Origin of the sequence: Nostoc sp. KVJ20, from assembly GCF_001712795.1 — a bacterium.
Taxonomy (GTDB): domain Bacteria; phylum Cyanobacteriota; class Cyanobacteriia; order Cyanobacteriales; family Nostocaceae; genus Nostoc.
Genome location: NZ_KV757550.1, coordinates 1 through 26939, shown reverse-complemented (window position 1 = coordinate 26939; position 26939 = coordinate 1). Strand labels below are relative to the sequence as shown.

At 41.9% G+C, this 26939-nt stretch carries 20 protein-coding genes, 2 pseudogenes and 1 riboswitch; of the genes and pseudogenes, 13 read left to right on the top strand and 9 right to left on the bottom strand.

What is annotated here, in order from left to right; genetic code table 11:
* Nucleotides 1–29: 29 nt before the first annotated feature.
* The 3 genes from A4S05_RS03005 to A4S05_RS02995 all read left to right on the top strand — a co-directional run bounded on the left by A4S05_RS03005 (nt 30) and on the right by A4S05_RS02995 (nt 4274).
* Complete coding sequence (locus A4S05_RS03005; protein WP_069068342.1) at nt 30–1205, top strand: DegT/DnrJ/EryC1/StrS family aminotransferase; 1176 nt, start codon at nt 30–32, stop codon at nt 1203–1205.
* A gap of 311 nt (nt 1206–1516) precedes the next feature.
* On the top strand, nt 1517–3697 hold the full coding sequence (locus A4S05_RS03000) for a GumC family protein (protein ID WP_069068341.1): 2181 nt from the start codon (nt 1517–1519) through the stop codon (nt 3695–3697).
* A gap of 46 nt (nt 3698–3743) precedes the next feature.
* Entirely contained in the window at nt 3744–4274 is a 531-nt protein-coding gene (locus A4S05_RS02995) for a hypothetical protein (protein ID WP_141699631.1), read from the top strand.
* A 116-nt stretch (nt 4275–4390) separates the two neighbouring features.
* Here the strand turns inward: A4S05_RS02995 and A4S05_RS02990 are convergent, their stop codons facing one another.
* The 3 genes from A4S05_RS02990 to A4S05_RS02980 form a co-directional block, all read right to left on the bottom strand.
* The gene (locus A4S05_RS02990) at nt 4391–5089 is read right to left on the bottom strand and encodes a DUF6745 domain-containing protein (protein ID WP_069068339.1); all 699 of its coding nucleotides are present in this window, start codon (nt 5087–5089) and stop codon (nt 4391–4393) included.
* Complete coding sequence (locus A4S05_RS02985; RefSeq protein ID WP_069068338.1) at nt 5089–5430, bottom strand: hypothetical protein; 342 nt, start codon at nt 5428–5430, stop codon at nt 5089–5091. Before A4S05_RS02985 ends, A4S05_RS02990 begins: the two co-directional genes overlap by 1 nt.
* 245 nt (nt 5431–5675) lie before the next feature.
* Nucleotides 5676–6296 carry an rRNA large subunit pseudouridine synthase E gene (locus tag A4S05_RS02980; RefSeq protein ID WP_069068354.1) on the bottom strand — a complete coding sequence of 207 codons (621 nt, stop codon included), beginning with the start codon at nt 6294–6296 and terminating at the stop codon, nt 5676–5678.
* Between the two features lie 179 nt (nt 6297–6475).
* On the opposite strand from A4S05_RS02980, the gene A4S05_RS02975 reads away from it, so the two are divergent.
* The 7 genes and pseudogenes from A4S05_RS02975 to A4S05_RS02940 all read left to right on the top strand — a co-directional run.
* Entirely contained in the window at nt 6476–7348 is an 873-nt protein-coding gene (locus A4S05_RS02975) for a phosphodiester glycosidase family protein (protein WP_069068337.1), read from the top strand.
* A gap of 316 nt (nt 7349–7664) precedes the next feature.
* Nucleotides 7665–9128 (top strand): calcium-binding protein, encoded by a 1464-nt coding sequence (locus A4S05_RS02970; RefSeq protein ID WP_069068336.1) that lies wholly within the window; start codon nt 7665–7667, stop codon nt 9126–9128.
* Nucleotides 9129–9367: 239 nt separating this feature from the next.
* On the top strand, nt 9368–10360 hold the full coding sequence (locus A4S05_RS02965; RefSeq protein ID WP_069068335.1) for a 2-hydroxyacid dehydrogenase: 993 nt from the start codon (nt 9368–9370) through the stop codon (nt 10358–10360).
* A 100-nt stretch (nt 10361–10460) separates the two neighbouring features.
* Nucleotides 10461–10557, top strand: a riboswitch (TPP riboswitch).
* Between the two features lie 7 nt (nt 10558–10564).
* Nucleotides 10565–11938 (top strand): phosphomethylpyrimidine synthase, encoded by a 1374-nt coding sequence (gene thiC, locus A4S05_RS02960; RefSeq protein WP_069068334.1) that lies wholly within the window; start codon nt 10565–10567, stop codon nt 11936–11938.
* 758 nt (nt 11939–12696) lie between these two features.
* A complete protein-coding gene (locus A4S05_RS02950; protein WP_069068332.1) occupies nt 12697–13134 on the top strand; it encodes a hypothetical protein in 438 nt (145 codons plus the stop codon).
* A 114-nt stretch (nt 13135–13248) separates the two neighbouring features.
* The gene (locus A4S05_RS02945) at nt 13249–15786 is read left to right on the top strand and encodes a tetratricopeptide repeat protein (protein WP_370684383.1); all 2538 of its coding nucleotides are present in this window, start codon (nt 13249–13251) and stop codon (nt 15784–15786) included.
* Nucleotides 15787–15799: 13 nt separating this feature from the next.
* Nucleotides 15800–16009 (top strand): annotated as a pseudogene (locus A4S05_RS02940) (ATP-grasp domain-containing protein); the annotation flags it as partial.
* 140 nt (nt 16010–16149) lie between these two features.
* Here A4S05_RS02940 and A4S05_RS02935 read toward each other — a convergent pair.
* Nucleotides 16150–18138, bottom strand: a complete 1989-nt coding sequence (locus tag A4S05_RS02935) for a S8 family serine peptidase (protein ID WP_069068330.1) — start codon at nt 18136–18138, stop codon at nt 16150–16152.
* 544 nt (nt 18139–18682) lie between these two features.
* On the opposite strand from A4S05_RS02935, the gene A4S05_RS02930 reads away from it, so the two are divergent.
* Nucleotides 18683–19237 carry a hypothetical protein gene (locus A4S05_RS02930; RefSeq protein WP_069068329.1) on the top strand — a complete coding sequence of 185 codons (555 nt, stop codon included), beginning with the start codon at nt 18683–18685 and terminating at the stop codon, nt 19235–19237.
* 27 nt (nt 19238–19264) lie between these two features.
* Nucleotides 19265–19513 (top strand): annotated as a pseudogene (locus A4S05_RS02925) (DUF4351 domain-containing protein); the annotation flags it as partial.
* An 89-nt stretch (nt 19514–19602) separates the two neighbouring features.
* Here A4S05_RS02925 and A4S05_RS02920 read toward each other — a convergent pair.
* The 4 genes from A4S05_RS02920 to A4S05_RS02905 form a co-directional block, all read right to left on the bottom strand.
* Complete coding sequence (locus tag A4S05_RS02920; protein ID WP_069068327.1) at nt 19603–20868, bottom strand: toprim domain-containing protein; 1266 nt, start codon at nt 20866–20868, stop codon at nt 19603–19605.
* A 139-nt stretch (nt 20869–21007) separates the two neighbouring features.
* Complete coding sequence (locus A4S05_RS02915) at nt 21008–22333, bottom strand: diaminopimelate decarboxylase family protein (protein WP_256090800.1); 1326 nt, start codon at nt 22331–22333, stop codon at nt 21008–21010.
* Nucleotides 22334–22372: 39 nt separating this feature from the next.
* Nucleotides 22373–24145 carry an asparagine synthetase B family protein gene (locus tag A4S05_RS02910; protein WP_069068326.1) on the bottom strand — a complete coding sequence of 591 codons (1773 nt, stop codon included), beginning with the start codon at nt 24143–24145 and terminating at the stop codon, nt 22373–22375.
* Between the two features lie 5 nt (nt 24146–24150).
* On the bottom strand, nt 24151–24774 hold the full coding sequence (locus A4S05_RS02905) for a DUF3859 domain-containing protein (RefSeq protein WP_069068325.1): 624 nt from the start codon (nt 24772–24774) through the stop codon (nt 24151–24153).
* A gap of 542 nt (nt 24775–25316) precedes the next feature.
* Between A4S05_RS02905 and A4S05_RS02900 the strand changes: the two genes are divergently transcribed.
* Complete coding sequence (locus A4S05_RS02900; RefSeq protein ID WP_069068324.1) at nt 25317–26348, top strand: VOC family protein; 1032 nt, start codon at nt 25317–25319, stop codon at nt 26346–26348.
* Between the two features lie 51 nt (nt 26349–26399).
* Here the strand turns inward: A4S05_RS02900 and A4S05_RS02895 are convergent, their stop codons facing one another.
* Nucleotides 26400–26654: a DUF7219 family protein gene (locus A4S05_RS02895; RefSeq protein ID WP_069068323.1), complete on the bottom strand. Its 255-nt coding sequence runs from the start codon at nt 26652–26654 to the stop codon at nt 26400–26402.
* Nucleotides 26655–26939 lie beyond the last annotated feature (285 nt).

Genomic DNA, 26939 nt, shown 5'->3' with positions numbered 1-26939 from the left:
AAACTGGCAAACATATTTAGGTAATAGGAATGAATAAACCAATTTTGCTTTCAACACCTCATATAGGCGATCGCGAACTAGAATTCGTCCAAGAAGCTTTTGAAACTAACTGGATTGCGCCTGTTGGCCCCCATGTTGATGCTTTCGAGCAAGAATTTTGTCAATTAACTGGTGCTAGCCATGCTGTGGCTGTTAGTTCTGGCACAGCGGCTCTGCATTTAGCTTTGCGATTAGTTGGTGTTGAACCTGGGGATGAAGTTTTTTGCTCTACTTTAACATTTATTGCTAGTGCTAATCCAATTACTTATTTAGGTGCAAAACCAGTTTTTATCGATAGCGATCGCACTTCTTGGAACATGAACCCTGAATTGTTAACCGAAGCGCTAAATCACCGCGCCAAAAAAGGCAAATTACCTAAAGCTGTTGTGGTTGTACATTTATATGGTCAAAGTGCAGATATTGATCCAATTTTAAAAGCTTGTAATCACTATAATATTCCCTTAATTGAAGATGCTGCTGAAGCTTTAGGGGCTACTTATAAAGGGCGTTCTTTAGGAACTTTTGGACACATTGGAATTTATTCTTTCAATGGCAATAAAATTATTACTACCTCTGGTGGTGGGATGTTAGTTTGTAATGATTTAGAGTTAGTAAATAGAGCTAAATTTTTAGCAACCCAAGCCCGCGATCGCGCTCCTCATTACCAACATTCAGAGATTGGTTACAACTATCGTTTAAGTAACATTTTAGCTGGTATTGGTCGCGGTCAGTTGTGTGTTTTGAGTGAGCGAGTGGCAGCGAGACGACGCAATTTTGAAATTTATTACCAAGCATTGAAAAACCTACCAGGTATAGAATTTATGCCGGAAGCTAATTATGGACGCGCTACTCGTTGGCTAACCTGCTTAACAATAGATACTGAAGCTTTTGGTGCAAATCGAGAACAAGTTCGTCTAGCACTTGTTGAACAGCAAATTGAATCTCGTCCCGTCTGGAAACCTTTACACCTCCAGCCAATTTTTGCTGAGTGTGAATGTTTTGGCGGTGAAATAGCAGAAGATTTATTTGCTTACGGTCTTTGCTTACCTTCTGGATCTAATCTTAAACGCGAAGATTTAGAAAGAGTAATTGGTCAAATTAAAGCAGTTCACCATAAAACTCAATCTGTGTTCATGGTTCCCGAAAAAGTCTACCTGACAATTTAATTTAAATTTCATATCCCGGCATTATTGAGTAATTTGATGTAAGAGGTTGTTTGAAAAGTGGTATGTTGCGATTTTAATCAAATTATTTCCCCCCTTAATCCCCCCTTATAAAGGGGGGAAATAAGAAAATCTGGTTCACTCCCCTTTTATAAGAGGAGGGTTGGGGAAATAAGAAAATCTGGTTCACTCCCCTTTTATAAGAGGAGGATTGAGAAAATAATAAAATCCGATTCCCTCCCCTTTATAAGGGGAGGGTTAGGGTGGGGTAATCAACTTGATGCTTTTAACAAAAATAAAAAAATAATTATTTTATGGCACTACAAGAATCTTCTGGAACATTTGATAAATATTCGCAAGTTCTGAAACGCCGTTGGATTAATGCTTTGGGTGTTTTCGTTTGCATCTTCATAATTTTACAGGTAGCTACATTATTCAAGAAACCTTATTATTTAGCAGAAGGAAAACTGAAGTTTCAAAGAACAAATACTACTTCTTCATTAACAGGAGTAGGAACAGAAATGAGCAAACTAGAGCCATTAGTTGATAATAAAAGTAATCCTCTGAATACAGAGGCAGAAGTTATCCGTTCTGTACCAGTTGTCAAAACTACTATAAATAGACTTAACCTAAAAGACAAGAAAAATATACATTTAAAAACCAAACAATTTCTGCAAATGCTCACAGTGAAGGAAATTAATGGATCTGACATCCTAAGTATTTCCTATAAAGATACAAACCCACAACTAGCCGCGCAAGTTGTTAATACTTTAATAGATGTCTATTTAGAATACAATATAACATCTCATAGAACTCAAGCTACAACTGCTCGCAAGTTTATAGAAAAGCAACTACCAAATGCAGAATTAGTTGTTAGACAAGCAGAAGCAGAACTAGCAGAGTTTAAAGAAAAGTACAAAATTGTTTCTCTGCAAGAAGAAGCGACTAAAGCACTGGAAGTTATTACAGCATTACAACAGCAAATTAATGAATCTCAATCTAGATTTGCCGATGCTGAAGCACAAACTCAAGGAATCCGTAAACAATTGGGTATGAACTCCCAGCAAGCAATAGTTATGACTTCCCTTAGCCAAACGTCAGGAGTACAAGATATTCTTAGAGAAGTTCAACAGTTAGAATCACAACTGGCAGCTAGGCGAACTGTTTTGCAGGAAAACCATCCGCAAATTATCGATTTGGTATACAAATTAGAGTCGTTAAATGGGCTACTACAACAACGGATAAAAAACGTTAGAGGTACAAATTCAACACAGCTAAATCATAATTTTCAATTGGGAGAATTACAACAGCAGCTTTCTGCAAGGCTTGTAGAATTAGAGTCAAATCGTCTGGGTTTAGCAAGCCAAATTACTACTTTATCTGGGTTACAAACTGCTTATAAACAACGTTTGAACAATCTACCGAGATTGGAACAACAACAGCGCCAATTTGAACGTAAAGTACAAGCCGCACAATCTACTTATTCACTGTTACTACAAAAGCTGCAAGAAAGCCGAATCGCCGAAAATCAAAGCTTAGGTAATGCGAGCATGATATCCGAAGCTGAAATACCAGAAGAATCAATTTCATCTCCAATGTTTTTATATTTGGCAACAGGTTTATTGGCTGGTTTAACAGCTTTATCGGCCGTCTATATTTTGGAAAAAATAGATAAATCAATTAAGAATGTTGACCAAGCAAAAGAGTTGCTTAAATTTACTTTATTAGGGATTATTCCTGACTTCAGCAAGTCGAAAAAATCTCTTCGTGGCAATGAAGAACTGGAGTTATATAGCAAAAGGCTTGTAGTTCGAGATATGCCGCGATCGCAAATTAATGAAGCCTACCGAATGTTGCGGGCAAATCTGAGGTTTACGAGTGCTGATAAGGAGCTAAAAGTTATAGTTGTCACAAGTTCTGTACCCAGAGAAGGTAAATCAACAGTGGCGGCTAATTTAGCTATAACAATGGCTCAGATGGAGCGAAAAGTTTTACTGATAGATGCAGATATGCGTCGTCCTGTTCAACATAAAATCTGGGAACTAATTAATAATCAAGGTCTAAGCAATTTGATTGTTGGACAAGGTGAAATTAGGACAGCTATCAAACAAGTCATGGATAATTTATATGTCCTCACCTCTGGAGTTACACCTCCTAATCCAGGTTCTCTTCTCGACTCGAAAAAAATGGCTGCATTAATTCAAACTTTGTCTGTTTATTACGACTTTGTAATTATTGATTCTCCATCATTAAACGTTGCTGCTGATGCAGCTACTCTAGGTCAAATGGCTGATGGTGTTTTATTTGTTGTTCGTCCAGGGGTTGTTGATTCTGTTAGTGCCAGTATTGCTAAGGAGCTTTTAGAAAAATCTGGGCAAAATGTCTTGGGACAGGTAGTAAACGGAGCTATTCCTCAGACTGAGCGCTACAGTTACTACTACTCAACTGAGGAAAATAATCTCCAAGAAGCTATTGGAGTCCGAAGTAGGAAGTAAGGAATAGTTGATTAATCTGATCAATATCTATCTTTATAACCTAGTCGTGGATGATATGGGCAGTATATATGCAACTTTTTTAGGTAATGATTTACAACAAAGTATCAGTAATATATCTTTTGAAGATTTTTATATTAAAAACCAACTGGTAACTAATTTTAGTTTTATATCCAGCTATGAAGACAAAAATAACTATAATCAATTAAACTTAAAACCTCTCCGTGTCCCTGCGTCCAGTTATCCCACGATTGTGAACATTACAGCTACAAAAATGTATGCGTCACAATTTGGAGAAATAGGGGAGTTTGTCATCACTCGTACTGGTAACATAACTCAAGACTTAATAGTGAAATACAGGATTCACGGAACAGCCGAGGATGGAGTGCATTATCAATCAATTGCTAACTTTGTGACAATCACGGCTGGGGCGAGTGAAATACCAATTATAATTCAACCTCAAAAAAGCGATTATCAAGGATTGAAAACAGTCTTGTTAACTTTGGAAAATTTGCCCAAGAGTAGCCAATATATGCTCGGAACAAACTTTCATGCTGTGGTAAATATTCTTAATTTGTAAACTTATACCAATTCAATTAATGATTGCAACACATCTTTGGGTAAAGACGCGATTCATCGCGTCTCTACAAATGGTCTATTTGTCGGATTCTTTTTTCAAATTCTTTACTTAAAACTTTACGCCTCGATCGCAGGATGATAATCATCTGGATTATTAAAGCCTGCAATCCAGGCTGCTGCTTGATGGCAACTCCGCATGTGAGGGGGAACGCGCAGGATATGAATATGTCCTGTGGATGGACAAGTGACTTTCAAGACCATAAGCGGTTCGTCATCCTCAAAAGGAATGTAGACTAGTTGACGTTCTCCACCAGCATCGCGATCGCGATCGCGGATTAATCCTCCCACTTGCTGCAAAAATGTCTCGTATCCCAGACGTTCAATCAGGACACGGCGCAACTCAACATTCTCTATATTGAGGATATCTTGCCCAGTTAGGGACTGGGATTCAAAGGCAATCTTATCGTTTACCTGCACGCCTCGCCAACGCAAAATAAAACCATGCCCCGCAGATAGACTAGTAATCCCACTTCCGGCCAACTCGATCCAATAAGTGACGTGCAGTCCTTTGGGAAGGGTAGTGAGGTTTACACAGTCGCTAATATCAATACTTTCACAGGTTAAATTTTCAGGTAGATTGTAAAGATCCAACGCACCGCTTAAATCCAGATGCCCCAAAACGCGCATACCATCCCAAGCGCGATGCTCAAGGATGAGTTTTCGAGCACGTTCAGCCGATACAGGCTCGTGGCTTTCCTTTGGGCGCTGCAAAACTTGTCTATTCGGCACACGTCCCTGCGACATCATCTTGAGCATTAGTCCATCACCTCTACATAAGCATCAGGGCGATATTCACGTTGTCTCCAGACGCGGTAAAGCCCTTGGGGTAATTCAATCGCCCGATGTTCTTCATGAACTAAAGTAGCACTGGGTTCTTTAACCTCAAGAAAAAGGTCACTACCATGTACCCACAACTGAACAGCATTAGATTGCTGAATCCGATGGCTGTGTCCTGTGATTTCACCATGAGCGAGAGTAGCACCTATACGCTTTTGGACACCAGCAGGTAAGGTAGCAATACCTCTGATCAGAACGTCGCCATGTCTGTAGAGAACACTACCTAGGTTAACTTGGGAGTTGTTGCTATTGTTAAACATCTTTCTATCATAACAATACCTTTCTAATAATATTAGCAAAAATAAAACTTGGTAATTTTGATAGACTTAACATAGGTTATTATTCGTTAGTAAATTATCTAAATAAATCTAACAATTAAGCTTTAGAAGTAATGAGAAATTTCAATTACTAAAGTTAAGTCTGCAACCACAAACAAGTATCTTTTCATATAAGCAATGACTCAAAAAGCTGCCTTATCTCGATTTGCCATAGCATTTATTTTATGTTAGAGAGCATTCGCTTTTGGGGGAAAACTTTTCGATTTATTGAAATTATGCAGAAATTGCAGTTCAGATGCGGTGAGATCGCGCCATTGACCCAATTGTAGGTCACTTAATTGTAAGTGAGCTATTTTGACTCTGACTAGTCGCAAAGTTGGAAACCCTACAGCCGCAGTCATGCGCCGTACTTGGCGATTTTTTCCCTCTGTCAAAGTCATTTCCAGCCAAGCTGTCGGTACACTTTTGCGAAATCTAATCGGCGGAGTGCGTTCAGGTAATTGTGGTTCTTCTGATAAGAGCCTAACTTCTGCTGGCTGAGTGCGGTAATCTTGAATTTCCACACCTGTTTGCAACCTATTAATAGCATCTACATCTGGAATTCGCTCTACCTGTACCCAGTAAGTACGTTTATGACCAAAACGCGGATGGGCGAGGCGATGTTGCAATTGTCCATCGTTGGTTAACAGCAGCAATCCTTCACTATCCCAGTCTAAGCGTCCCACAGGATACACATCAGGCACATCAATATAATCTTTTAGAGTGCTATGTGTGGGGGCATCTTTTGTAAACTGACTGAGAACGCCATAGGGTTTGTAAAAAATAATATATCGGTAATGATTTTTCATTTGTCGTTTGTCATTTGTCATTGGGCATTGGGCATTGGGCATTGGGCATTGGGCATTGGGCATTGCTTATTCTCCTTGTCTCCCTCTGCTTCTTCATCTCCATTACACGAGTGTTTAATGGGCAAAATTATCTAAAGATTTGGGCATCCTAATAAAAACAATATAGTGAAGAGTTGATTATGCCAAGTTCCAAAATCTGCCGACGGTCTTTCTTGTTTTTAGGAGGTGCTGTCTTGGCACAAGAATTAACATTGGCGCTCCCAGTAGCGGCTCAAACTGTACAAGTGAAGAGAGGTAAGGTAAATGGTTTCTCTTTTTATCAAACTATTATTGACCTCACTGACCCCAAAACCTTTATTACTATTGGTTTAGCAAATAATGCAACTTTGGCTAATACTAATCAAAAAACTAACGGTGATGAAGAATTTAACAATTTAGTGGCTCGTCATCGTGCGGCTGTCGTTGCTAATGGTACTTTTTTTGCCAAGAATGCCCAGAAAACAGTGATGGGTAACATGGTAGCGGCAGGGAGATTCCTCAAATACAGCCAATGGGAAAATTTTGGTACTACTTTGGGGTTGCGAGTTGGCAATAAACCGGAAATGGTGACAGCACGGGTTGATGGTAAACCGGAATGGAATCAACATTGGTTGTCTATTACCTGTGGGCCTCGACTGTTGAGACAGGGACAAATTTGGCTGAAGCCGGATGTTGAAGGATTTAAAGATCCTGGGGTTTTAGGTACTGGCGCACGAACTGCGATCGGGTTTCCTGCTGATGGTAAAAAACTATTTTTGATAAATTTCGATAGTGGATTAACTTTACAACAAGAAGCGCAAGTGATGAAAGCAATTGGCTGTCACGAAGCGATGAATTTAGATGGTGGTGCATCGAAAGCCTTTGCTGCTAACGGTAAAATTTTAGTCCCCGCCGGACGCCCACTAACTAATGTGATTGTTGTTTATGATGCCAAGAATCCTGCTCCTACTGCTTTACAACAGTCATGGGCAAGGTTTCAGAAAGGCGATCGCCCCATCATACCTGGTGGTTAAAAACTTTTGATTAGTGATAATACGCAATTAACTATATCAGAAAATACAAAGTTAGATAATTAAAGTGAAGTAGTGACACTTAAATAAACAGCCACTATAGTAATGAAATTAACTAACTTTCATATATAGCAGGTTAGCTGAATAATGCTTACAAGTCAGTCAAGAAGCTGAAAAAGCTAAAAAATTAGCGTTTTTAGTTCGGCATAAACTATACCGAAAGTGTCAACTTTCGGCGACTTTGTTCTGCCTTAAAACAGCAATACCCACAGGTTAATATCTCAAGTTTCTGAAAAATTGATTTAGGTAGGTAGAAGTTATGGCAATTATCAATGGTACTAATGCTAATGACAACCTCTATAGCTTCGGGGGTGGTGACAGTCTCTATAGCTTCGGAGGCGATGATGTCCTGAATATTAGCAATTCTTTGGGGAAAAACCTCTTAGATGGCGGTTCTGAAAACGATCAAATTTATGCTGTAGCTACCACTGGCAACAATATCCTCAAGGGAGGAAGTGGGGATGATTATTTAGATGTTTCTGTTTCTTTTGGGAATAACATCCTCTATGGAGATACAGGAAATGACGAATTTTCGATTCAGGATAGTTTTGGCAAAAATATTGTTTTAGGTGGAACTGGCTCTGATAAATTTTACGCATATAGAGTCAATGGTGCTAACACCCTAGATGGTGGCAATGGCAATGACTCCTTCTATTTGAGTGCCTCATATACCGCCCCCTCTGTTTTAGTAACCCAAACAGTAAATGGGGGTACAGGTTCGGATTATTTGGAAGTTAATTACAGTAGCTATACTACCAAAGGAATCACCTCGACTTTCAATGCAACCACTAACCAAGGCTCGATTACAAGTGGCACTAATCGAGTTAGCTATAAGAATATTGAACGATTCAATATCACTGGTACAGCCTACGCTGACAATATTCGTGGGGGCAATGGCGAAGATGTGCTTAGTGGTGGCACTTCTGGCAATGATACGATTAGTGGGGGTTCAGGTAACGATCGCCTCTATGTTTCCTACTCGTCTGGCAATAAAATTGTGAATGGAGACGATGGTAACGATACCTTTTACGCATACGGAGCCAAGGGTGCTAACACTCTAAATGGGGGGAATGGCGATGACACCTTTTATTTGACCGCCCCAACTACCGCCCCCTCTGTTTTATTGACTCAAACGGTAAATGGGGGTACAGGTTCAGATTATTTAGAAGTCAATTACAGTAGCTATACTAACAAAGGAATCACTTCAACTTTCAATGCAACCACTAACCAAGGCTCGATTATAAGTGGCACAAATCAAGTTATCTACAAGAATATTCAAGGGCTAAATATCAGTGGTACAGTCTACGCCGACAATATTATAGGGAGTAATAGTAGCGATTTGCTCTTTGGGTATAATGGCAACGATCTCCTGACTGGAGGGAAAGGCAATGATATTCTGTATGGGGGAGATGGCACTGATACTTTTGCGTTCAATAATTACAATCAAGGCATTGATACTCTCGTTGACTTCGACACGACTGATGAAGTTATTCAGGTATCGGCTACTGGTTTCGGCGGCTCTTTAGCAGTAGGTACACTCTCCGCTGGTAAGTTTACCATCGGTTCATCTGCAACAGCGATCGCTCAACGATTTATTTACGACAATATTACAGGTGCGCTGTTCTTTGACCAAGATGGTAGCGCTGGCGCTTTTACTCAGGTACAATTCGCGCAACTCAGCAGTGGAATGTCACTAAAAGCAACTCATTTTGTTGTTGTCTAGTTCTACGCATAAACACCAATAAATCCCAGAAAAACCAACCGCAGAAGCATAGAAAACACCGAAAAATAAGAGTTTGAGAGAATTTTTGCGCCTACCCCCTGCCCCCTATCCCCTATCCCCTGCCCCCTACCCCCTGCCTCTCAAAGGTGTCGCAACTAGGCTCGTTGTAGACATCGCTTCTTTCAAGGTCAAGGTATTATGTACTCGAACACCGTGCAGCATAAAACCTGAGGTTTTGCATGAAAGTAGCAGTTTTCAGTACTAAAGCCTACGATCGGCAGTTTTTGTCAGCTGCAAATTCTCCCATCCAACACGAGTTAGTGTTTTTTGAACCCCGTTTAAATCGGGATACAGCTATCCTTGCTGCCGGATTTCCGGCGGTTTGCGTCTTTGTGCATGATCAGGTTGATGCCCCAACTTTAGAGCTTCTCGCCTCACGGGGAACTCGCCTGGTTGTCCTTCGCTGTGCAGGGTTTAACAATGTAGACTTACAAGCCGCAGCAGACTTAGGAATTACCGTTGTGCGTGTTCCCGCCTATTCACCTTATGGGGTAGCAGAACACGCCGTAGGATTGATTTTGAGCCTAAATCGCAAAATTCATCGTGCCTATAACCGTGTCCGAGAAGGCAATTTTTCCCTAGATGGACTGTTGGGATTTAATTTGCATGAACGCACAGTGGGAATTGTCGGCACCGGCAAAATCGGTCTGATTTTAGGACAGATTATGAAGGGGTTTGGCTGTCACCTACTCGCCTATGACGTTTATCGGAATCCCGAATTGGAGGCATTAGGCGGAAAGTATGTAGAACTACCTGAGCTATTTGCCAACTCCGATATTATCTCCCTGCATTGCCCCCTAACTCCCGAAACCCATCACTTGATTAACACTGAGGCTATAGAAAAGATTAAGCCAGGTGTGATGATAATTAATACTAGCCGAGGAGCGCTGATTGATACCCAAGCCGTGATTGAGGGATTGAAGTCTGGTAAAATTGGCTATCTTGGTGTAGATGTCTACGAACAAGAATCAGAATTGTTCTTTGAGGATTTGTCTGGGGAAATTATTCAAGATGATATTTTCCAACGTCTGACAACGTTCCCCAATGTACTCATTACCGGACATCAAGCCTTTTTTACAGCAGAAGCTCTCTACAATATTGCAGAAACAACTTTTGCTAATATTACCGATGTTGAACAAGGTCGTTCTTGTGCAAATGAAATTCGTGCCTAAACCTTTAGCAATCTAAAATCTCAAATCCAAAATCCAAAATTGTGTGACCTCATAAATTGTTAACACCCTTGCCCCCAGATATAACCAAAGTGATACACTACATCCATGCTAGGGGTGCCTAAATAACCAGGCTGAGATCACACCCTTAACACCTGAGTCTGGGTAATACCAGCGGAGGGAAGCTGTTTATCGAGGAATTACAATATGCGGACAGAATGGGTTGCTAAACGACGTGGGCAAAGTAATGTATCTCAAATGCACTACGCCCGCCAAGGTGTTATCACCGAAGAAATGCACTACGTCGCCCAGCGGGAAAATCTCCCTGCTGATCTCATTCGTGAGGAAGTAGCACGGGGACGAATGATTATCCCCGCTAATATTAATCACACTAATCTAGAGCCGATGGCTATTGGCATCGCCTCTAAATGTAAGGTAAATGCTAATATCGGCGCTTCTCCCAACTCTTCTAATCTTCAAGAAGAAGTGGATAAGCTAAACTTGGCGGTGAAATACGGTGCTGACACCGTGATGGATTTGTCCACAGGCGGCGGTAACTTGGATGAAATTCGCACCGCCATTATCAAAGCTTCACCTGTTCCCATTGGTACTGTGCCTGTTTATCAAGCTTTAGAAAGCGTTCATGGCACAATCGAGAACCTGACTGCTGATGATTTTCTCCATATCATCGAAAAGCACGCCCAGCAGGGGGTAGACTATCAAACTATCCACGCTGGGATTTTGATTGAGCATTTACCTTTGGTCAGAAGCCGGATCACGGGTATTGTTTCTCGTGGTGGCGGTATTTTGGCGCGGTGGATGCTACATCACCACAAACAAAACCCGCTTTATACGCACTTTCAAGACATCATTGAGATTTTCAAAAGATATGATGTCTCCTTCAGTTTGGGAGATTCCCTGCGTCCCGGCTGCACCCATGATGCCTCAGATGAAGCACAATTAGCTGAATTGAAAACCCTGGGACAGCTAACTCGCAAAGCCTGGGAAGATGATGTACAGGTGATGGTAGAAGGGCCTGGACACGTGCCAATGGATCAAATTGAGTTCAATGTCCGTAAGCAAATGGAAGAGTGTTCTGAAGCACCTTTCTATGTGTTGGGGCCATTGGTGACAGACATTGCTCCCGGTTATGACCATATCACTTCAGCCATTGGAGCCGCGATGGCTGGATGGTACGGTACTGCGATGCTGTGCTATGTAACACCTAAAGAACATTTGGGTCTGCCAAATGCTGAAGATGTCAGAAATGGGTTAATTGCCTATAAAATAGCGGCTCATGCGGCTGATATTGCTAGACATCGCTCTGGTGCAAGGGATAGAGATGATGAACTTTCCAAGGCGCGTTACAACTTCGATTGGAACCGTCAGTTTGAATTATCACTCGACCCAGAAAGAGCTAAGGAATATCACGATGAAACTCTACCAGCAGATATTTATAAAACTGCTGAGTTTTGTTCGATGTGTGGGCCTAAGTTCTGCCCAATGCAAACTAAAGTTGATGCTGATGCGCTGACAGAATTAGAGAAGTTCTTGGCGAAAGAGGCTGTGACTCAAAGTTAATAGATTGTCATATCGATTCTGATTGCATACTTTACCTCGTTTTTAGTCAGAGTTTAAATAGTTTTGTAGTAGTGTAGCAAGGCTAAAGTAGTGCATTAAATGTAGGTTGGGGAGCCAGTGCGTTGGGCGGGTTTCTCGACTTGAAGCAAGTGGCGTTTGAGGAATGAAATCGAATGGCACTAAGAAAAGCCCAAAGGCTTGTGTCATCTTGTTCCCAGCCTGGAGGCTGGGAATGCATTTAAAGAGGCTCTGCCTCTTGTCAAGCTACTGGAGGCGGAGCCTCCCAGAATGGTTTCCCAGCCTCTAGGCTGGGAACCAGTTAGAGCAAGGGCTGTATCTTTACTTAGTGCCATTCGAATGAAATCCAACATTAATCGGATGTTGGGTTTCAAACGCAACGGTACAAGAATGTCTATAGGGAGGGTGGGAGAGGAACGAGCGTCGCTCGTTCCTCTCCCACCCTTTCCATGATTATCATTATTGTATATTTATTCTCGACAGATATACTACAGAATTGTTAAAGGTCGCAGATACTTTGAGGCTGACTTGAGAATATTTTTAATCTCTAATTCCATTTAATTTGCGTTCTCTCATATCGCTTTTAGTCTAAACCCCAGGTTAGAGGCTTTCTGCGAATGCGTTCACTTTTGCGATCGCAATATACCACCGGATAGTCGCGCCACTATGTCCATAGTTGGATATTTGCACAAAAGCCTTGTGTTAATAAGGAAATCAGGTACACATCAACCCAGCAGTATATGGAACCCTTAACAACTGCGGCGATCGCTGTTAGCTCTATAATTGCCACCAAAGCCTTAGAAAAAACAGGCGAAAAGATAGGTGAAACTGTATGGAACAAGATTAATCAGTTCCTTACCACGCTCAAAAAACAGTCTCCCCATACTGTAACTGCTATTGAGAAAGCCCCAGAACAACCACTTGATTATGGCAAAGCTGTACTAGAGATAGAATTTGCGGCTAAAGCTAATCCTGAAGTAGCTCAAGCTGAACAAGAATTGGTAACAGCAGCAAAAGCAGAACCAAATCCCAATTTTATTCAATATATACAGCAGCTAGCCGACACCCTGAAATCACAGCCGCAACAGCCAAGCACTATTAACTATCAGAAGTTAGCAGATGAAATTAAGACTGTCATTCAGGGCAGCACATTTAACGCTCCTGTCACGTTTAACTGACTACAGTCGCCTGAACGGGAACGGGCAAAGTTAAATCCCACAAAATATATTCCTTATCGCGGTTCTATTCATTTCGTCGGGCGAGAAGCAGAACTGACACTACTGCATCAAGAGTTGCAGCAAAAAGATCGTGTCGCCATAGCGGGAATGGGAGGCGTGGGCAAAACTGAATTAGCAACCCAATACGCAAGACGATATGAAAATGAGTATGGGGGAATAACGTGGTTTAACTCTAGGGCAAATCTCACTGGAGAAATATTGGCATTTTTCAGTTCAGAGTTTGGTTTTGAGATTCCCCAAAAACAAGGAGAAAGACTGTTAAACCTTAAGGAACAAGTCGCCTGGTGTTGGTCTAAATATCCCGAATCTTCCTTACCCATCTTAATTGTCTTTGACGACGTAAATGACCTAGCAAACCTCAGCGAAGTTGTTCCAAAATATCATCGCTTTCGAGTTCTCGTGACTACTCGACTACGGCATTTAGATCGTAATTTGATTCAAGAGATTTTTTTAGATGTTCTCTCGGCAGAAAAAGAACCAGGACAAGCATTAGAACTGTTAAAACGACTGTTGGGTAAGCAAGACAAGCGAGTAGAAAACCAACCAGAAGCCGCAACCGCAATCTGTGAATGTCTGGAATATTTGCCCTTGGGGATAGAGTTAGTGGGAGGTTATTTAGTAAGAGATCCAGAACTATCTTTAAATAAGATGTTCGGGCAGCTGCAAGAGCAAAAATTAGCAGAAAAAGCCCTACAAACACGAGAAACCCTCAACTCAACTCAACTGGGAGTCAAAGCCGCCTTTGCTTTAACTTGGGAAGAACTCGACCCACGAACACAACAACTAGGAAAATTTTTGAGTTTATTTTCTCCCCAGCAGATTCTGTGGAATTTAGTGATTTGGGTGGCGATAGATGCAGGAAAAGCAGACAATCAGGAAAAAGCAAGACAGCTAAGGTGGTCAGAAGATGAATTAAACGAACCTAAACAGCAACTTTATGAGTGCAACTTGCTGCAACAGGTAGAAGACAGCGAAGGATTTTATAAAATTCATGCCTTAGTGCGTTGGTTTTTGCAAGAACAGTTAACAGAGTCTGGCGAGATCAAAGCAGTTTTAGAAACAACCTTCGCCACTGCCATGATAGCCCGTGCCCGAAAAATTCCTGATCCAGCCACTTGTGAGGATATCGAATTATTCAAGGCTGTTATTCCCCATCTCGAAGAACTAGGAAAACGTTTAATTGCAGAGATAAAGGCAGCAAAAAAAGAACAGATAATTTCCCCAGCATCAGTCCCCAACGATCAAGTGATTTCAATATTTGTGGGAGTGGCAAGATTTTACGAGGGACAAGGATTATACAAATTAGCCGAACCTTGGTATGAGAAATGCGTTAATGTTTGCCAAGCTTTATTTGCCGACGACCATCCTGATGTAGCAACGAGCGTGAACTATTTAGCTCGACTCTACGATACCCAAGGGCGGTACAGTGAAGCCGAACCCCTCCACAAGAAAGCCTTGGCGATGAGAAAGCGCCTGTTTACTGATGACCATTCTGATGTAGCACAAAGCTTGAATTATTTAGCTCGACTCTACGAGAACCAAGGACGGTACAGTGAAGCCGAACCCCTCTACCAGGAAGCGTTGGCGATGAGAAAGCGCCTGTTTACCACCGACCATCCTGATGTGGCAACTAGCTTGAACAATTTAGCACTACTATACTATAGTCAAGGGCGATACAGTGAAGCCGAACCCCTCTGCAAGGATGCCTTGGCGATGAGAAAGCGTCTATTTACCTCCGGACATCCTGATGTGGCTATTAGCTTGAACAATTTAGCACTACTCTACTATAGTCAAGGGCGATACAGTGAAGCCGAACCCCTCTACAAGGATGCCTTGGCGATGTATAAGCGCCTGTTTGCTGGCGACCATCCTAATGTGGCAACTAGCTTGAACAATTTAGCTCGACTCTACGAGAAGCAAGGGCGGTACAGTGAAGTCGAACCCCTCCACAAGGAAGCCTTGGCAATGAGAAAGCGCCTGTTTGCCACCGATCATCCTCATGTGGCTATTAGCTTGAACAATTTAGCGCTACTCTACGATAGTCAAGGGCGATATAGTGAAGCCGAAACGCTCTGCAAGGAAGCCTTGGCGATGAGAAAGCGTCTGTTTGCTACCGACTATCTTGATGTAGCAACTAGCTTGAACAATTTAGCTGTACTCTACGATCGCCAAGGGCGGTACAGTGAAGCCGAAACTCTCTGCAAGGAAGCCTTGGCGATGAGAAAGCGCCTGTTTCCCACCGATCATCCTCATGTGGCAACTAGCTTGAACAATTTAGCGCTACTCTACTTTCACCAAGGGCATTATAGTGAAGCTGAACCTCTCCACAAGGAAGCGTTGGCGATGAGAAAGCGCCTGTTTACCACCGATCATCCTGCTGTGGCAGATAGCTTGAACAATTTAGCACTACTCCACTTTCACCAAGGGCGGTACAATGAAGCCGAACCCTTGTACAGGGAAGCCTTGGAGATGTGCGAACGGGTTTTAGGGGTTAATCATCCCAATACGGTGACAGTTCGAGAAAATTTGGCAAACGTGCAACAGCAGTTGACTTCCCCTAGTATTTGGAAGCAGTTAGTCAAACTCTTTTGACCGTTACTTTGTTGTATCTGGTAAATCTTTTGCCGCTTTACCAGATGAAGAAATTCCAGAGATTGTTTGCGAGTGTGCCAAGCGCATTAAAAGTCAGTTTTTTTCAGTGGATGTAATAGAGCGTAGAGATGGTACTAAGCGGATCGTAGAGATTGGTGATGGCCAGGTATCAGATATTGTTGGATGGACGGCTGAACGTTTTACTCAACTGTGGGTAGTGTGATGAATGAACCTTTGCGATCGCTTCGCTATGCGTTTATAGCAATTTTCATGTATTTGAACCACATCTGTCGTAAGGGCACAGCAATGCTGTGCCCCTACCGCGTGGTCTATTTACCTGAACTGTAACCCAAACGTATTGGCTTACAATCCAATTTCAATGGTTAAGCTGCGAATTTTTCCTGTATCTGCGTTAGCTTTATCTGCAACTTCAATTGTCCAGGTTCCTTGGGGACTTTTACCTTTAAAAGCAGCAAGTTTTGGGGTGTTTACCTCGTCATAAGTTGTTTTGATATTATCTGTAGCTCCGCCCTGGCGATCGTGCAGAATGATGGGAAGTATGCCTATTTGCACTGGGGGAAGGAGAGTAACTACAAGATCCCCAATATAAGTATGTTCGATGTCTACATTCACTTTGATGGATTTCAGCAGGCTGGTATTAGCGATCGCCAACGACAATGTTGATACTTGCAAATCGTTAATTGGGATATCTTGGACTGCTTGGAATCTGCTAATTGGCGATGTTTGCGGTGGCTTGGCCAATTCTACGGCTTTGAGAGCATTGATTCGACCGTAACCGTAGAAGGGACTGCGACCATTGGCATCATATTTACCTCCGGCTGAATCAATGCGATCGCAGGAGCGTTTAATAATGTCTCGCACTTCGTCCCAACGCAGATTTGGATTTCTGGCAATAATCAAGGCTGCTACACCGGCTGCACCTGGACAAGCACTAGAGGTTCCGCCGAATTCGTTCGTGTAGTTGCCTCCGGCGTCACCCAGATTTTGATTACCCGAATTATAACCAAGTACACCAGAGCGATCGGCTGTCCAAATTCCAGGGGTTTGGGAACTGTCACCGTTGTTGCTAGGGAAGGCACACCAGACCGCTTTACCAAAGTCACTATAAGCGCTTCTCGTGCCGTAGTCGTTACAAGCTGCTACAGCAATAACCTTTTGGTAGCTGGCGTAGCCGTCGTTATCCACGCTTTCGTTACCATTGCCAGCTGCGAATAAAATTACACACCCTTTGCCGTTGCGCCCTTTATTGATTGCAAAGTCTATAGCAAGTCTTGTGGAATCAGGCAGAGGTACTTTTTGATTGTGTACAGGATCGTTTGGCTCAAACCAAGTACCATCTGATGGCCCCCAACTACAAGAAATAACATCAGCACCATTTTGAGCCGCCCAAATGAAAGCATCTGCTTCATCCTGTGACCCCAGCGCCGAAGCTAAACGAATCGGCATCAGTTTTGCACCTGGTGCTACACCAGATGCACCAAAGTTGCCGTTTCCACAAGCTACTCCGGCACAAGCTGTCCCGTGATTATTGTCGTTTCCCGGTCTGGGATTGTTCGTTTTACGTGTGACATCACGCGGAGCAACAATCTTGCCAGAGGAACGGAACTCTTCATGATCAAGATCCACACCATCATCGACAATTGCAATAATCGTCCCAGTGCCATCGCTTAACTTCCAAGCGGCCTCAACATTGGCATGGGCGTTAATTACTTTACCGTTAATGGTTGTTTGTTTTAAGTGCCACTGCTGCGGAAAAACCTGACGTTGGCGTGATTCACGCACTAGTTCAGGATGGCACAGTTCTACTAATTCCTCATTCAGAAGTCTCTCGGCGATGTCAAAGACTGCTATACCAGTATTGGCAGGTGCATTGACAAAGTAAGCATTTCGTGCATATTCAAGTTGGCGTTTAATTGTTAAACCGTAACGTCCTAATACTTCTTGACAGATCCTTGACTCTTCTTCGTTATCGAATTTAACGAAGAGGTTTTCGGTGTAAATTACAGGTTGTTTGGATACTGGATCGATCAGGACACGTCCGGCAAATTGGACTTCAGACTCATTGTTGAGAATTTCACGGGCGCGATCGCGCAAAGCTACACCCTGATTCGGAACTTTCGCTTGCAGAATTTCTACACCCGCTTGGCGAAACCGCGTTGTTAACTCAAATTGATTGAGGATGCTACGAGCGACAGGTGAGACAGGTGCAACTTCAAAGGATCTTGCACCGATAAGAGTGCTGCGGCTTTCGGTACGCACTACAACGTGTTCGTTGCTGATAGCAAGTTCATACTGTTGGCCATTCTGTCCACCATAGCGAACCTGAACCATAGTTTAATCTCCTGGGATATTTGTGTTGAAAATTAGGCATTGGGAAACCGTATTATGCACTACTTTTAAAGCTGGCTGCATACTTGAAGAAGAATTCAGGAGTCAGAATTCAGGAGTCAGAATTCTGACCCGCGACTGATAGCACAGCGTTAGCGAGTATTCGCTAACGCTGTGCTATCCACTAGTCATACAGAAAACATTGCTGTTAGCGGATAGCTAAGGTTTAGCCCATTCTGACCGGAGGTGGAGCGGCTCCGCTCCTGACTCCTGAATTCTGTTTGATAATGAGCTTACATTTAGTTTATGGATGCTTCTTATTTCATGTGTTATATGTGTATTACGGCATCGAAAAGACACAGCTTAAATAGAATTTAATCTCTCTAAGTTCATACAAGCCTTCGATTCGTTTTTCCCGAAAAGAGGGGATTCAAAGTTAGGTTGCTTTAAGAATCTTCATCATCAGTAGGGAAAGCTATGCATCCCAATAAAAGATTTGTATTCGCTACCACTGAAAACGCTATAACATCATTAGAACTTGAGAAAGATGTTTTATTTTCCGGCTGAGTCTTTTCTACAGGTGTACTCTCTACCCCTGACTGCTGAAGTGAGATTTCAAAACGACTATTTTTCTGAATATCCACAACAAATTCGCGTTGGCAGCAATCGCACTGCTGTATCCTACATTCGTAAGCCTGGGTACTATGCAATACATTACAATCAACCCAGCACCGTGCCATCAGGAGCAATTTTACAACTTAACGACGGTGCAATTGCAGTTTTTCCAGGTGAACCCAATCAATCAGAGTCGGGTAAACTGAGTCCGATTTACACAGTACTACCCAATGGTTCCCTAGCAGTACCAACTGGACTGGTTTTCATCCGCTTTACTGAAGGCGTTGATGTGGATTCGCAGCGTGAGTTAATTAATCGAGCGGGTTATGAAGTAGCGCAAACCCTTTCTTATGCACCTCACACGGCTTGGTTACGTGCCCAATCTGGTAATATTGCTGATGCGATCGCTAGAATTCCTCAGTTAGAAGCAATTCCTAATGTTGAGAATGTTGAACCTCAAATGCTTATGGAAAGAGGTTTGAGATAGATTACTAACGCATTTTTACGTTAATAGGAGTTAATTATGCGGTTACAACTACTTTATCAACAAGACCGTGAACAAGCTGTACAAGAAGGAAATAAGCAAGGTGAACAACGTTTAATTATACGTCAATTAAATCGGCGTATTGGTGAGATTGATTCATCTACTATTGAGCGAGTTCAAGAATTATCTATTGAACAATTGGAGACGTTAGGAGAAGCTTTGTTAGACTTCTCAGCTAGTTCTGATTTAGAAGTTTGGTTAAATCAACAAACTGAATAAATCTAATCTGTAAAATTAAACATATTTTCGAGACGCGATAAATCGCCGTCTCTACAAGTGTTTTGGTTTTATCTGAACTGTATTGAATACTAACCAAAACTTTGAACAACGTACATATCATTTCCTGTATCGCCGACTAAAAGCAGGCTACTGTCATCACTTTCTAAATTTTGACTGCCAGCAATACCTGTTTGCAGAACTTTAATTATTCTTTGGGGAGTGAAAGATTCCAATTCTACAAATTTTCCAGATTCTAACCATGCTAATTCTTCAGCAGATAAACTTTGACGAATTTCTTCAGGCAATTGTTTAGCTGCTTGCGCCGACTCTGGAGAGGATTGAATGAACATTCCGCGTTTAGTAGCGATAATTTGACGTGGTGTCAGTCCGATATCAATAATCACAATCTCGCTATTGAGAAACCAATTAGCGTTGGTTATCAAATTATGAACTAAAGCAATTCCTCGTGGATTGCAATCATGTACTGCGTAGACTTTTAAATCGGGATTGCGGCGCAGCATTTGCATTGTGGTGTCAAAAATGCTTTGGGGATATCCAGTAATGCTGAGGATTGCACAGTTGTTTTCAAAGTGAAAATTATTAGCAATTAATAGTTGAGCAATACTGGCAGTATCACAAACGACTAATCTATCAAAACTGTAAGCAGTTACATCAGGATTAATCGTGGCTGGTGTATTTTCCTGCTTTGGTGAAGGAAGAATTTTGAGAATTGAACCATTTATTTGCTGCCAGCGATTTAGCCAATCTTTAAGCTGAGATTCAGAAATTAAAAATTCTTGTGTTAATAATTTAATTCGCTCTAGCTGTCGAGTTCCTAAATATATAGGCAGCATTCCTATAAGAACAACAACGACAAAGAATCTGAATGATTTTGAGCCAAGACTTAGTAGAATTCCTATGGAAAGGATAATTCCTCCTATGATTTGTAAATTCCTCGCATACTGTTTGCGACTTACAAGATTGAGTTTAGTTGATTTGCTACTTTCATGAAAAAAATTAATAAAGGCAAGATTTACTATTAGCGGTATAAAAATCGTTAATGATGTAATAAAGTTAATAACCAAAAAAGGAATTAGCCAGCCAAATCGTGAAATTGACTTTGAGTTTTTTCTGAAACGATTATCTAGAAAATAAAGCAGTTGCTTTGGTGTAAAAAATAAGGTGTTATTTGCAGAAATGTCAGCGATCGCCTTTGCAAAAAAAGGATCAGTAATCTGAACATTACTCATACTGGTCGGTTCAAAGGCAAAGGGATGATTGCATTTTATACACCGACCTTGGTTAGCTGTCCGGTCTTTGAGTTTATTGTCAGTTCCGCAGTTAATACATTTCATAATGGTTGTTGGATGTTAGTTATTAATTGTTAGTGAATACGATTTAAATCGGGCTTGATCCCCCCTTTCCAAGGCTACGGTGTATACACAAGTCTGAAGTAGTTTACTCACCTGGTTTATGCGTCAGTTTTACCCCACCCTAACCCTCCCCTTGCAAAGGGGAGGGAACAAGATTTTCCGGTTTTCCTCCTTTACAAGGGGGGATTAAGGGGGGTAATTCAACTTGTGTATATACGGTAGCCTTAAAAAGGGGGGAACTATCAAGCATCTGATTTGTGAGCAAAACACTGTAGTCTTCCCGCTTGCGAATCAAGCGATGTGTGCCATTTTCTAGCAAGACTTCCGCAGGTTTGGGACGGTGTAAAAAGTGAGACGACATGGCATAACCATAAGCACCGACATCTAAAATGGCAACGATATCACCAATTTCTAGCGCTGGAAGTTGGCAATTTTTCCCCAGATAATCTCGTGAATAGGTGGTGTTCCCACAAATATCAGTTGTGAATGGATTGTCTGCTTGCTTCCAGGTGACGATTTCTCGGTAGCCGCCGTGTACTGATGGGACTGAAAGATTTGCAACAGTGGTATCAACTCCAACAATCTGTTTTTCTCCTTGCCATTTCACAGAAACAACTTGAGCAAGCAAAGTTGCACATCCTGCGATCGCACTTCGTCCCGGTTCAATTACCAAATCAATTTTCCGCCCTAACTGAGTAATTCTCTCGGTTAATTCAGCCCCAAATATTTCCCAGTCAAAGGCTGCTTTGTTGTGATGATAAGGGTAGCCAAAGCCGCCACCAAAATCTAGATATTCCCAGTCTGGTAACTGTTGGGCTGTGGCGATGACTGTATCAATCACCTGGGTGAATGCAACTGTAGCGTTAGTTCCCGTCCCTCGATAGAAGTGTAAACCACTCAGCTTTAATCCAAACTCAGCAGTTAAAGCGATCGCATCACCAAATTCTTCAGGACGCACACCAATGCGGCTATCTCCGGTAATTTCTGGTAAATTGAGGCGTAAACCCAGACGAATATTTTTCTCTCTGCGTCTAACTTCGCAGCACAATTGCAATTGAGCAAGACTATCCAGATTGAGAGTTGTAACTCCCCAATTCAGGACTTGTAGCATCTCAGCTTGATTCAAATTACTACCGCTATAAACAATCTCGCTAGGATTGAAACCAGCTTGCAATCCCAGATAAATATCTCCTGGGGTATTGGCGTGAAGTCCCCACCCAAAGGAGCGAAAAATTTTTAACAGCGCAATGTTGCCATTAGTAACACTAGCAAAGCGAAATTGCGTGCGCGGATAACTGACTGCTTTGCTAATCCGCTTAATAGTTTCGCGCAAGCGATCGCCATTATAAACATAAAGCGGAGAACCGTAGTTATTCAGTAACTCTTGAGCAAGTTCTTTAGAGAATGGGAGATTAGGACGATTTTGAGTCAAATTATTTGATACCATTTACCAAAAATACTGATACAGTAAATTACGAATTACGAATTACGAATTACGAATTATTTTGTAGTTTCTCCATAACCAACGATGTAACCAAAAGGGATGATCCCAAGATTGTTTACTTAGTTCTTCATTTAAAACATGCGATCGCCAAAGTTGCCACATAATTAGTAACCAGAGTGTTTCACCAATTCGACGGCCTTGAATAGCTGCTCCTAGTTTGCCTTCAACGATTTGGGCCGCAATGTGAGGATAAAAGTGATTGTGAGTGCGAAGTACTTCTGGATTGAGCCAAATACCCAGTTGATGCCAAAAATCATTTAAACACCAAGAAGTTAAAGGAACCCCCATACCACGCTTTTGTCGCCAGACAATTTCCGGTGGGAGCCAATTTTCTACAGCCCGTTTGAGGATATATTTTTCACAAGCTCCTTGTAAACAGAGTTCTCCAGATAGGCGGAATGTCCACTCAGCTAAAGGTAAATCACAAAAAGGCGATCGCACCCATAATCCATGAGCAAACCCCAATGCAGTTGCACGGGGATGGATATTCTGCGCTCCTTTGAGCATCAAACTAGCACGGCGGAGGCGATGCAGCAAAGATGGACATTCATTGCGATCTAAAGCCGCCAACAGCCAATCTTCGGGATGCAAATTTTGGATCTGTGCATAGATATCTGGCTGATAAACTTGAGATTCGTATCCCCCAAGACGGTGAAAGGTGCGGAGATATTGCTGAATAAAAGTTTCCTCTCCGGCGGGATTTTCTGCTTGATAAACACCTGCGGCTATTAAAGGTTTGTTCGTCCAACCAGCAAATAATTGATCTCCACCTTCGCCATTAAAAATTACCTGAGTTTCCTGACTCGCCCTCTGACATAGGAGATACAACGGCACACACACACCATCTCCAAAAGGTAAATCTAATGCTTTTACAGTAGGAATTAGAGCATTTTTAATCGAATTTGGGTTTGCTGCAACTTTAATTAGCGGAATTTTGATAAACTGGGCGACTTGTTCAGCGTATGGATATTCTGAAATCCCTGTGTCACCAAAATCTAAAGTATAGGCGCGGACTTTCACCCCTGCTTGTACCAGCAGCGCCGCCACCACTGACGAATCGAGTCCGCCAGAGAGAAACACCCCAACAGGCTCATCTTTTAAATCGGCAATCTGTCGCTCAATTGAGTCTTTCAGGAGAGTTTGCAATTCGGTAATTGCTGTAGCTTCATCTGTTAACTGTTCTGGTGCTTCCCGCCACGAGTGGATGTTTTTAGATTCAGGCGATCGCAGCTTACCTGATTGGCGATCGCTCTGCCAAACTAATTCAGTTCCCGCCGTCACTGTAAACACTTGATTAATAGGAGTTAAGGGTGTAGGAACGTAAGAAAAACAGCTATAGCCATATAACCCAGGAATGCTAACTTCTGACTGTTGCAAAATCGGTAAAAGTAATTGCAGTTGCGATGCAAACCAAATTATTTGTCCTTGCTGAGTCCAATACAAAGGAACTCTTCCGAAAGGTTCTCTTCCCAAAATTAGGCAGTTGTTTTCTTGGAGACTTACCCAAGCATCGGGTGAACTAAATAATCCTGATGCGGAAATGGCAGCAATTTGATTTTGTTGCGGTGGAGAATTGCCATCGATTCCTATGTAAACAACATTCCAGATGGGAAGAGGATTATTTTCCTGTGTAGAAAACTTCAAAGCCTCTCCCCTTCTAAAAGAGAGGTTTTCCACAACACTAGTTAACAGCGCTTCTAACTCCTGTTGAGCGCCGTAACCCCAATAGCCAAGAAAGTGATGCGGGATACCCATCTAAACTATTTAACTTCAAAGGTTGCATCGCTAATCTGCCGGCCTTCCAGAAACATCTGCACCTGCCAATTGCCAACAGTTGCAGCCGAATTAATAGTGTAGCGACACTGGGTATCCCAGACAGATGTATTAATTTCGCGGGTTTGATAGTTGTTTTGCTTGACAATTTGACCACTTGGGTCAATCCAATTACAAGAGAGAGCCAGCTTTTTACCCAAAGGTGCATCCTTTAGAGTGACACGATACAATACTTCTGGATTGGTTTGGCGAGAAATTGTCTTTAAGTCGCCGCCATTATCTTGTGTCAAAGTGATGCGGTCTTGTTGAGTAGAAACACGAGAGAGTGTAGAACTTTGCTGCTGCATGAAAAATATTGTAGATGCAATGACAACCACTACAACTGCCACCACTCCAGAGGTAATCCATCGATTTCGGCGTTGCTGTACTTCTAGTGCTTGGCGGCGATTTAACTGAATCAGCGCTTCATCTAATAACTCAGGCGGTAAATTCAACTCCTGTAAAATTTCTCTCACCTGCTGTTGGTCTAGTTCCGCTTCCCGACGCAATTGCAGACCTTCTACTTCTGTAACTATTTGTGATAATTGCTCTTGAGTCAATCGCTGCGCCATAGCTTAACTCCTGTTGAAAAATTTGATTGCGATCGCTAAATCTCATTTTTGTAGGTACATCATAAGCTACAAAATAGAGTTATTGCTTTTCGGATTCTTTCTGAGATATCTCTTTCAGGAGGCAGGAGGATAAAGGCAGGAGGCAGGAGGTAACCCAATACTGCTCGGTTAAGGATTTTTAACTCGGAATTTGGTTTAGGGAAAAGGTTAAAGGGTAAAGGTTAAAGGTTTTTTCTTTCCCCTTTCCCCTTCCCCTTTTCCCCTTAACCGACAAGTATTGGGAGGTAACCCACCCTTAAAAGAGTGGGATTGAAGCAAGGACGTTTTATACCTAGCTGCAAGCAGTCTCAGTATAATTATTGCTTTGAACTGGGCTTTAGACCCAGAAATAAAGTTTTAATTGATACTTCTTACCTCCTGCCCTCTGCCTCCTGCCTTCTGCCTTTCTTCGGTAAACCCAGATGCGCTACTCCTCTTGTACAGACGCGATTCATCGCGTCTCTCTTAATTCTTAATTCCTAATTCCTAACTCAGCACTCATTATGACTCAAGAACAAAAAACCGCTATTGAAGGTATCTATGAAGTCTGTATCGGTATCCCAGAGCCAATTTCTGCAATTCAGTATTGGGAGCAATTTGGCTATCGCATTGGTGAAGTGGGTGAATTAACCGCAGATGTAGCCAATCAATTATATGGGGTGAATTCGTCTTTACGCTCAATCCGCCTTTATCACCAAAATGCAGATCATGGTTTGATTCGGCTGATGGTTTGGCAAAATCCTACTAATGAAGGTTTGGGAACAGCGTCAATGAAAATTAAGGGAAATCGCTGGGCAACAACCTTAACGACAGATATTTTAAGTATTTTAAATCATATAGAAGATGCAAAGGCAGTAGGTTTACCTATTAGGTACTCTAGCCCTTATTGGGAAGTCATCTACAACAAAGAGAGAAAAAGCCGTCCTTTTATTGAGCCAGCAGTTGGTGTGCGAGAAATGCTGCTACTGCAAACCTTAACTCGGCAGGTTTTGTTTCAACGGTTTGGCTATACGCTACAGCATTACGGACAAGTTAACCAGAATGCGCCTCTCAAGACTAGTCAGTTTACCCATATAGGAATCATCGTTCAGGATGACAGCAAAGAAACCCTGAAGTTTTATGAAGAAGTTTTGGGTTTGCTGCGTGTGCGGGATGATGTCGAAACTAGCTATGAATCCTCCCCAGCAGGTAAAGATATTTTTGACCTTAATCCTGGTGAAAAGTTTATTGTTACTACCTTTGATGATCCTCGTTCTTCTAAGTTTGATCTGATGGCTACACGTAGTGGTAGGCTTTACATCGTTCGATTCCCAGAAGAAATTAATTTAGAATCGCGCTTTGAGTCCGCCCAACCAGGTAGTTTAGGTATGTCTTTATATACCTATCGGGTTAAGGGATTACAGGAATATTGCGATCGCATCAAAGCGAGTACTGCAAAAAAAGTTACAGAGATTACTACTAATGAATTTGGCGAGACAAGTTTCTCCTTCATTGCACCAGATGGCTACTTCTGGACTTTGCTAGAAGGTAACTAGTTATTATAACAACTTAATCAAGGGAATAACTATGCCTAATATTTCATTCAGTTAAATTTCTTGATTTCCACCAATAGCAAGCTGCTTTTTGCTATTTTTCAACTGCTTCCAAAGTGCCTCAATTTGCTGGTAAGCTTCCTCCTGAGACAGTTTTCCCCCTGTTTCTAGGCAAGTGATGTAACTAATTTTTTGGGCAAATTCTTGGAGGTTGGCATTAAACACTAAGTTTTCTGGCTGGAATTTACCATAATACCGACTACGAGGGTAAACAAAGCTGTTTTTGTCTTGAGAGTTAGATTGTGTCATAAGTTTGCTCTTGGTATTTCTTAGTTTTTGTACTTCTTGGTTAAAGTTATAAATTATAATTTTCCTTACTCTTGTATATACATAGTAAGAAATTTAAATTTCTGAAGAAGTTAATATTTTGATTAAATCTTAGGATAAGGCAGAGGGAAAGGTAATCAATTGTGGAAAACACTGAAATTATAAAAGCAGAGGGTATTTTAAGTAAGTAGAATTCCCTTTTGCTTACGGAATCTACCGAAATGAGAAAGCAATATGCCTTTTTGCTTGCTAAATCTACCGAAATGA

What these genes read in the sequence shown, in the direction of transcription:
- A4S05_RS02915 (WP_256090800.1), bottom strand. Translation starts at nt 22,333, where the DNA reads ATGGTATCAAATAATTTGACTCAAAATCGTCCTAATCTCCCATTCTCT.
- A4S05_RS02950 (WP_069068332.1), top strand. Translation starts at nt 12,697, where the DNA reads ATGGAACCCTTAACAACTGCGGCGATCGCTGTTAGCTCTATAATTGCC.
- A4S05_RS02985 (WP_069068338.1), bottom strand. Translation starts at nt 5,430, where the DNA reads ATGTTTAACAATAGCAACAACTCCCAAGTTAACCTAGGTAGTGTTCTC.
- A4S05_RS03000 (WP_069068341.1), top strand. Translation starts at nt 1,517, where the DNA reads ATGGCACTACAAGAATCTTCTGGAACATTTGATAAATATTCGCAAGTT.
- thiC (WP_069068334.1), top strand. Translation starts at nt 10,565, where the DNA reads ATGCGGACAGAATGGGTTGCTAAACGACGTGGGCAAAGTAATGTATCT.
- A4S05_RS02895 (WP_069068323.1), bottom strand. Translation starts at nt 26,654, where the DNA reads ATGACACAATCTAACTCTCAAGACAAAAACAGCTTTGTTTACCCTCGT.
- A4S05_RS02900 (WP_069068324.1), top strand. Translation starts at nt 25,317, where the DNA reads ATGACTCAAGAACAAAAAACCGCTATTGAAGGTATCTATGAAGTCTGT.
- A4S05_RS02975 (WP_069068337.1), top strand. Translation starts at nt 6,476, where the DNA reads ATGCCAAGTTCCAAAATCTGCCGACGGTCTTTCTTGTTTTTAGGAGGT.
- A4S05_RS02930 (WP_069068329.1), top strand. Translation starts at nt 18,683, where the DNA reads ATGTTTTATTTTCCGGCTGAGTCTTTTCTACAGGTGTACTCTCTACCC.
- A4S05_RS02905 (WP_069068325.1), bottom strand. Translation starts at nt 24,774, where the DNA reads ATGGCGCAGCGATTGACTCAAGAGCAATTATCACAAATAGTTACAGAA.
- A4S05_RS02935 (WP_069068330.1), bottom strand. Translation starts at nt 18,138, where the DNA reads ATGGTTCAGGTTCGCTATGGTGGACAGAATGGCCAACAGTATGAACTT.
- A4S05_RS02980 (WP_069068354.1), bottom strand. Translation starts at nt 6,296, where the DNA reads ATGAAAAATCATTACCGATATATTATTTTTTACAAACCCTATGGCGTT.
- A4S05_RS02990 (WP_069068339.1), bottom strand. Translation starts at nt 5,089, where the DNA reads ATGCTCAAGATGATGTCGCAGGGACGTGTGCCGAATAGACAAGTTTTG.
- A4S05_RS02920 (WP_069068327.1), bottom strand. Translation starts at nt 20,868, where the DNA reads ATGAAATGTATTAACTGCGGAACTGACAATAAACTCAAAGACCGGACA.
- A4S05_RS02970 (WP_069068336.1), top strand. Translation starts at nt 7,665, where the DNA reads ATGGCAATTATCAATGGTACTAATGCTAATGACAACCTCTATAGCTTC.
- A4S05_RS03005 (WP_069068342.1), top strand. Translation starts at nt 30, where the DNA reads ATGAATAAACCAATTTTGCTTTCAACACCTCATATAGGCGATCGCGAA.
- A4S05_RS02910 (WP_069068326.1), bottom strand. Translation starts at nt 24,145, where the DNA reads ATGGGTATCCCGCATCACTTTCTTGGCTATTGGGGTTACGGCGCTCAA.
- A4S05_RS02965 (WP_069068335.1), top strand. Translation starts at nt 9,368, where the DNA reads ATGAAAGTAGCAGTTTTCAGTACTAAAGCCTACGATCGGCAGTTTTTG.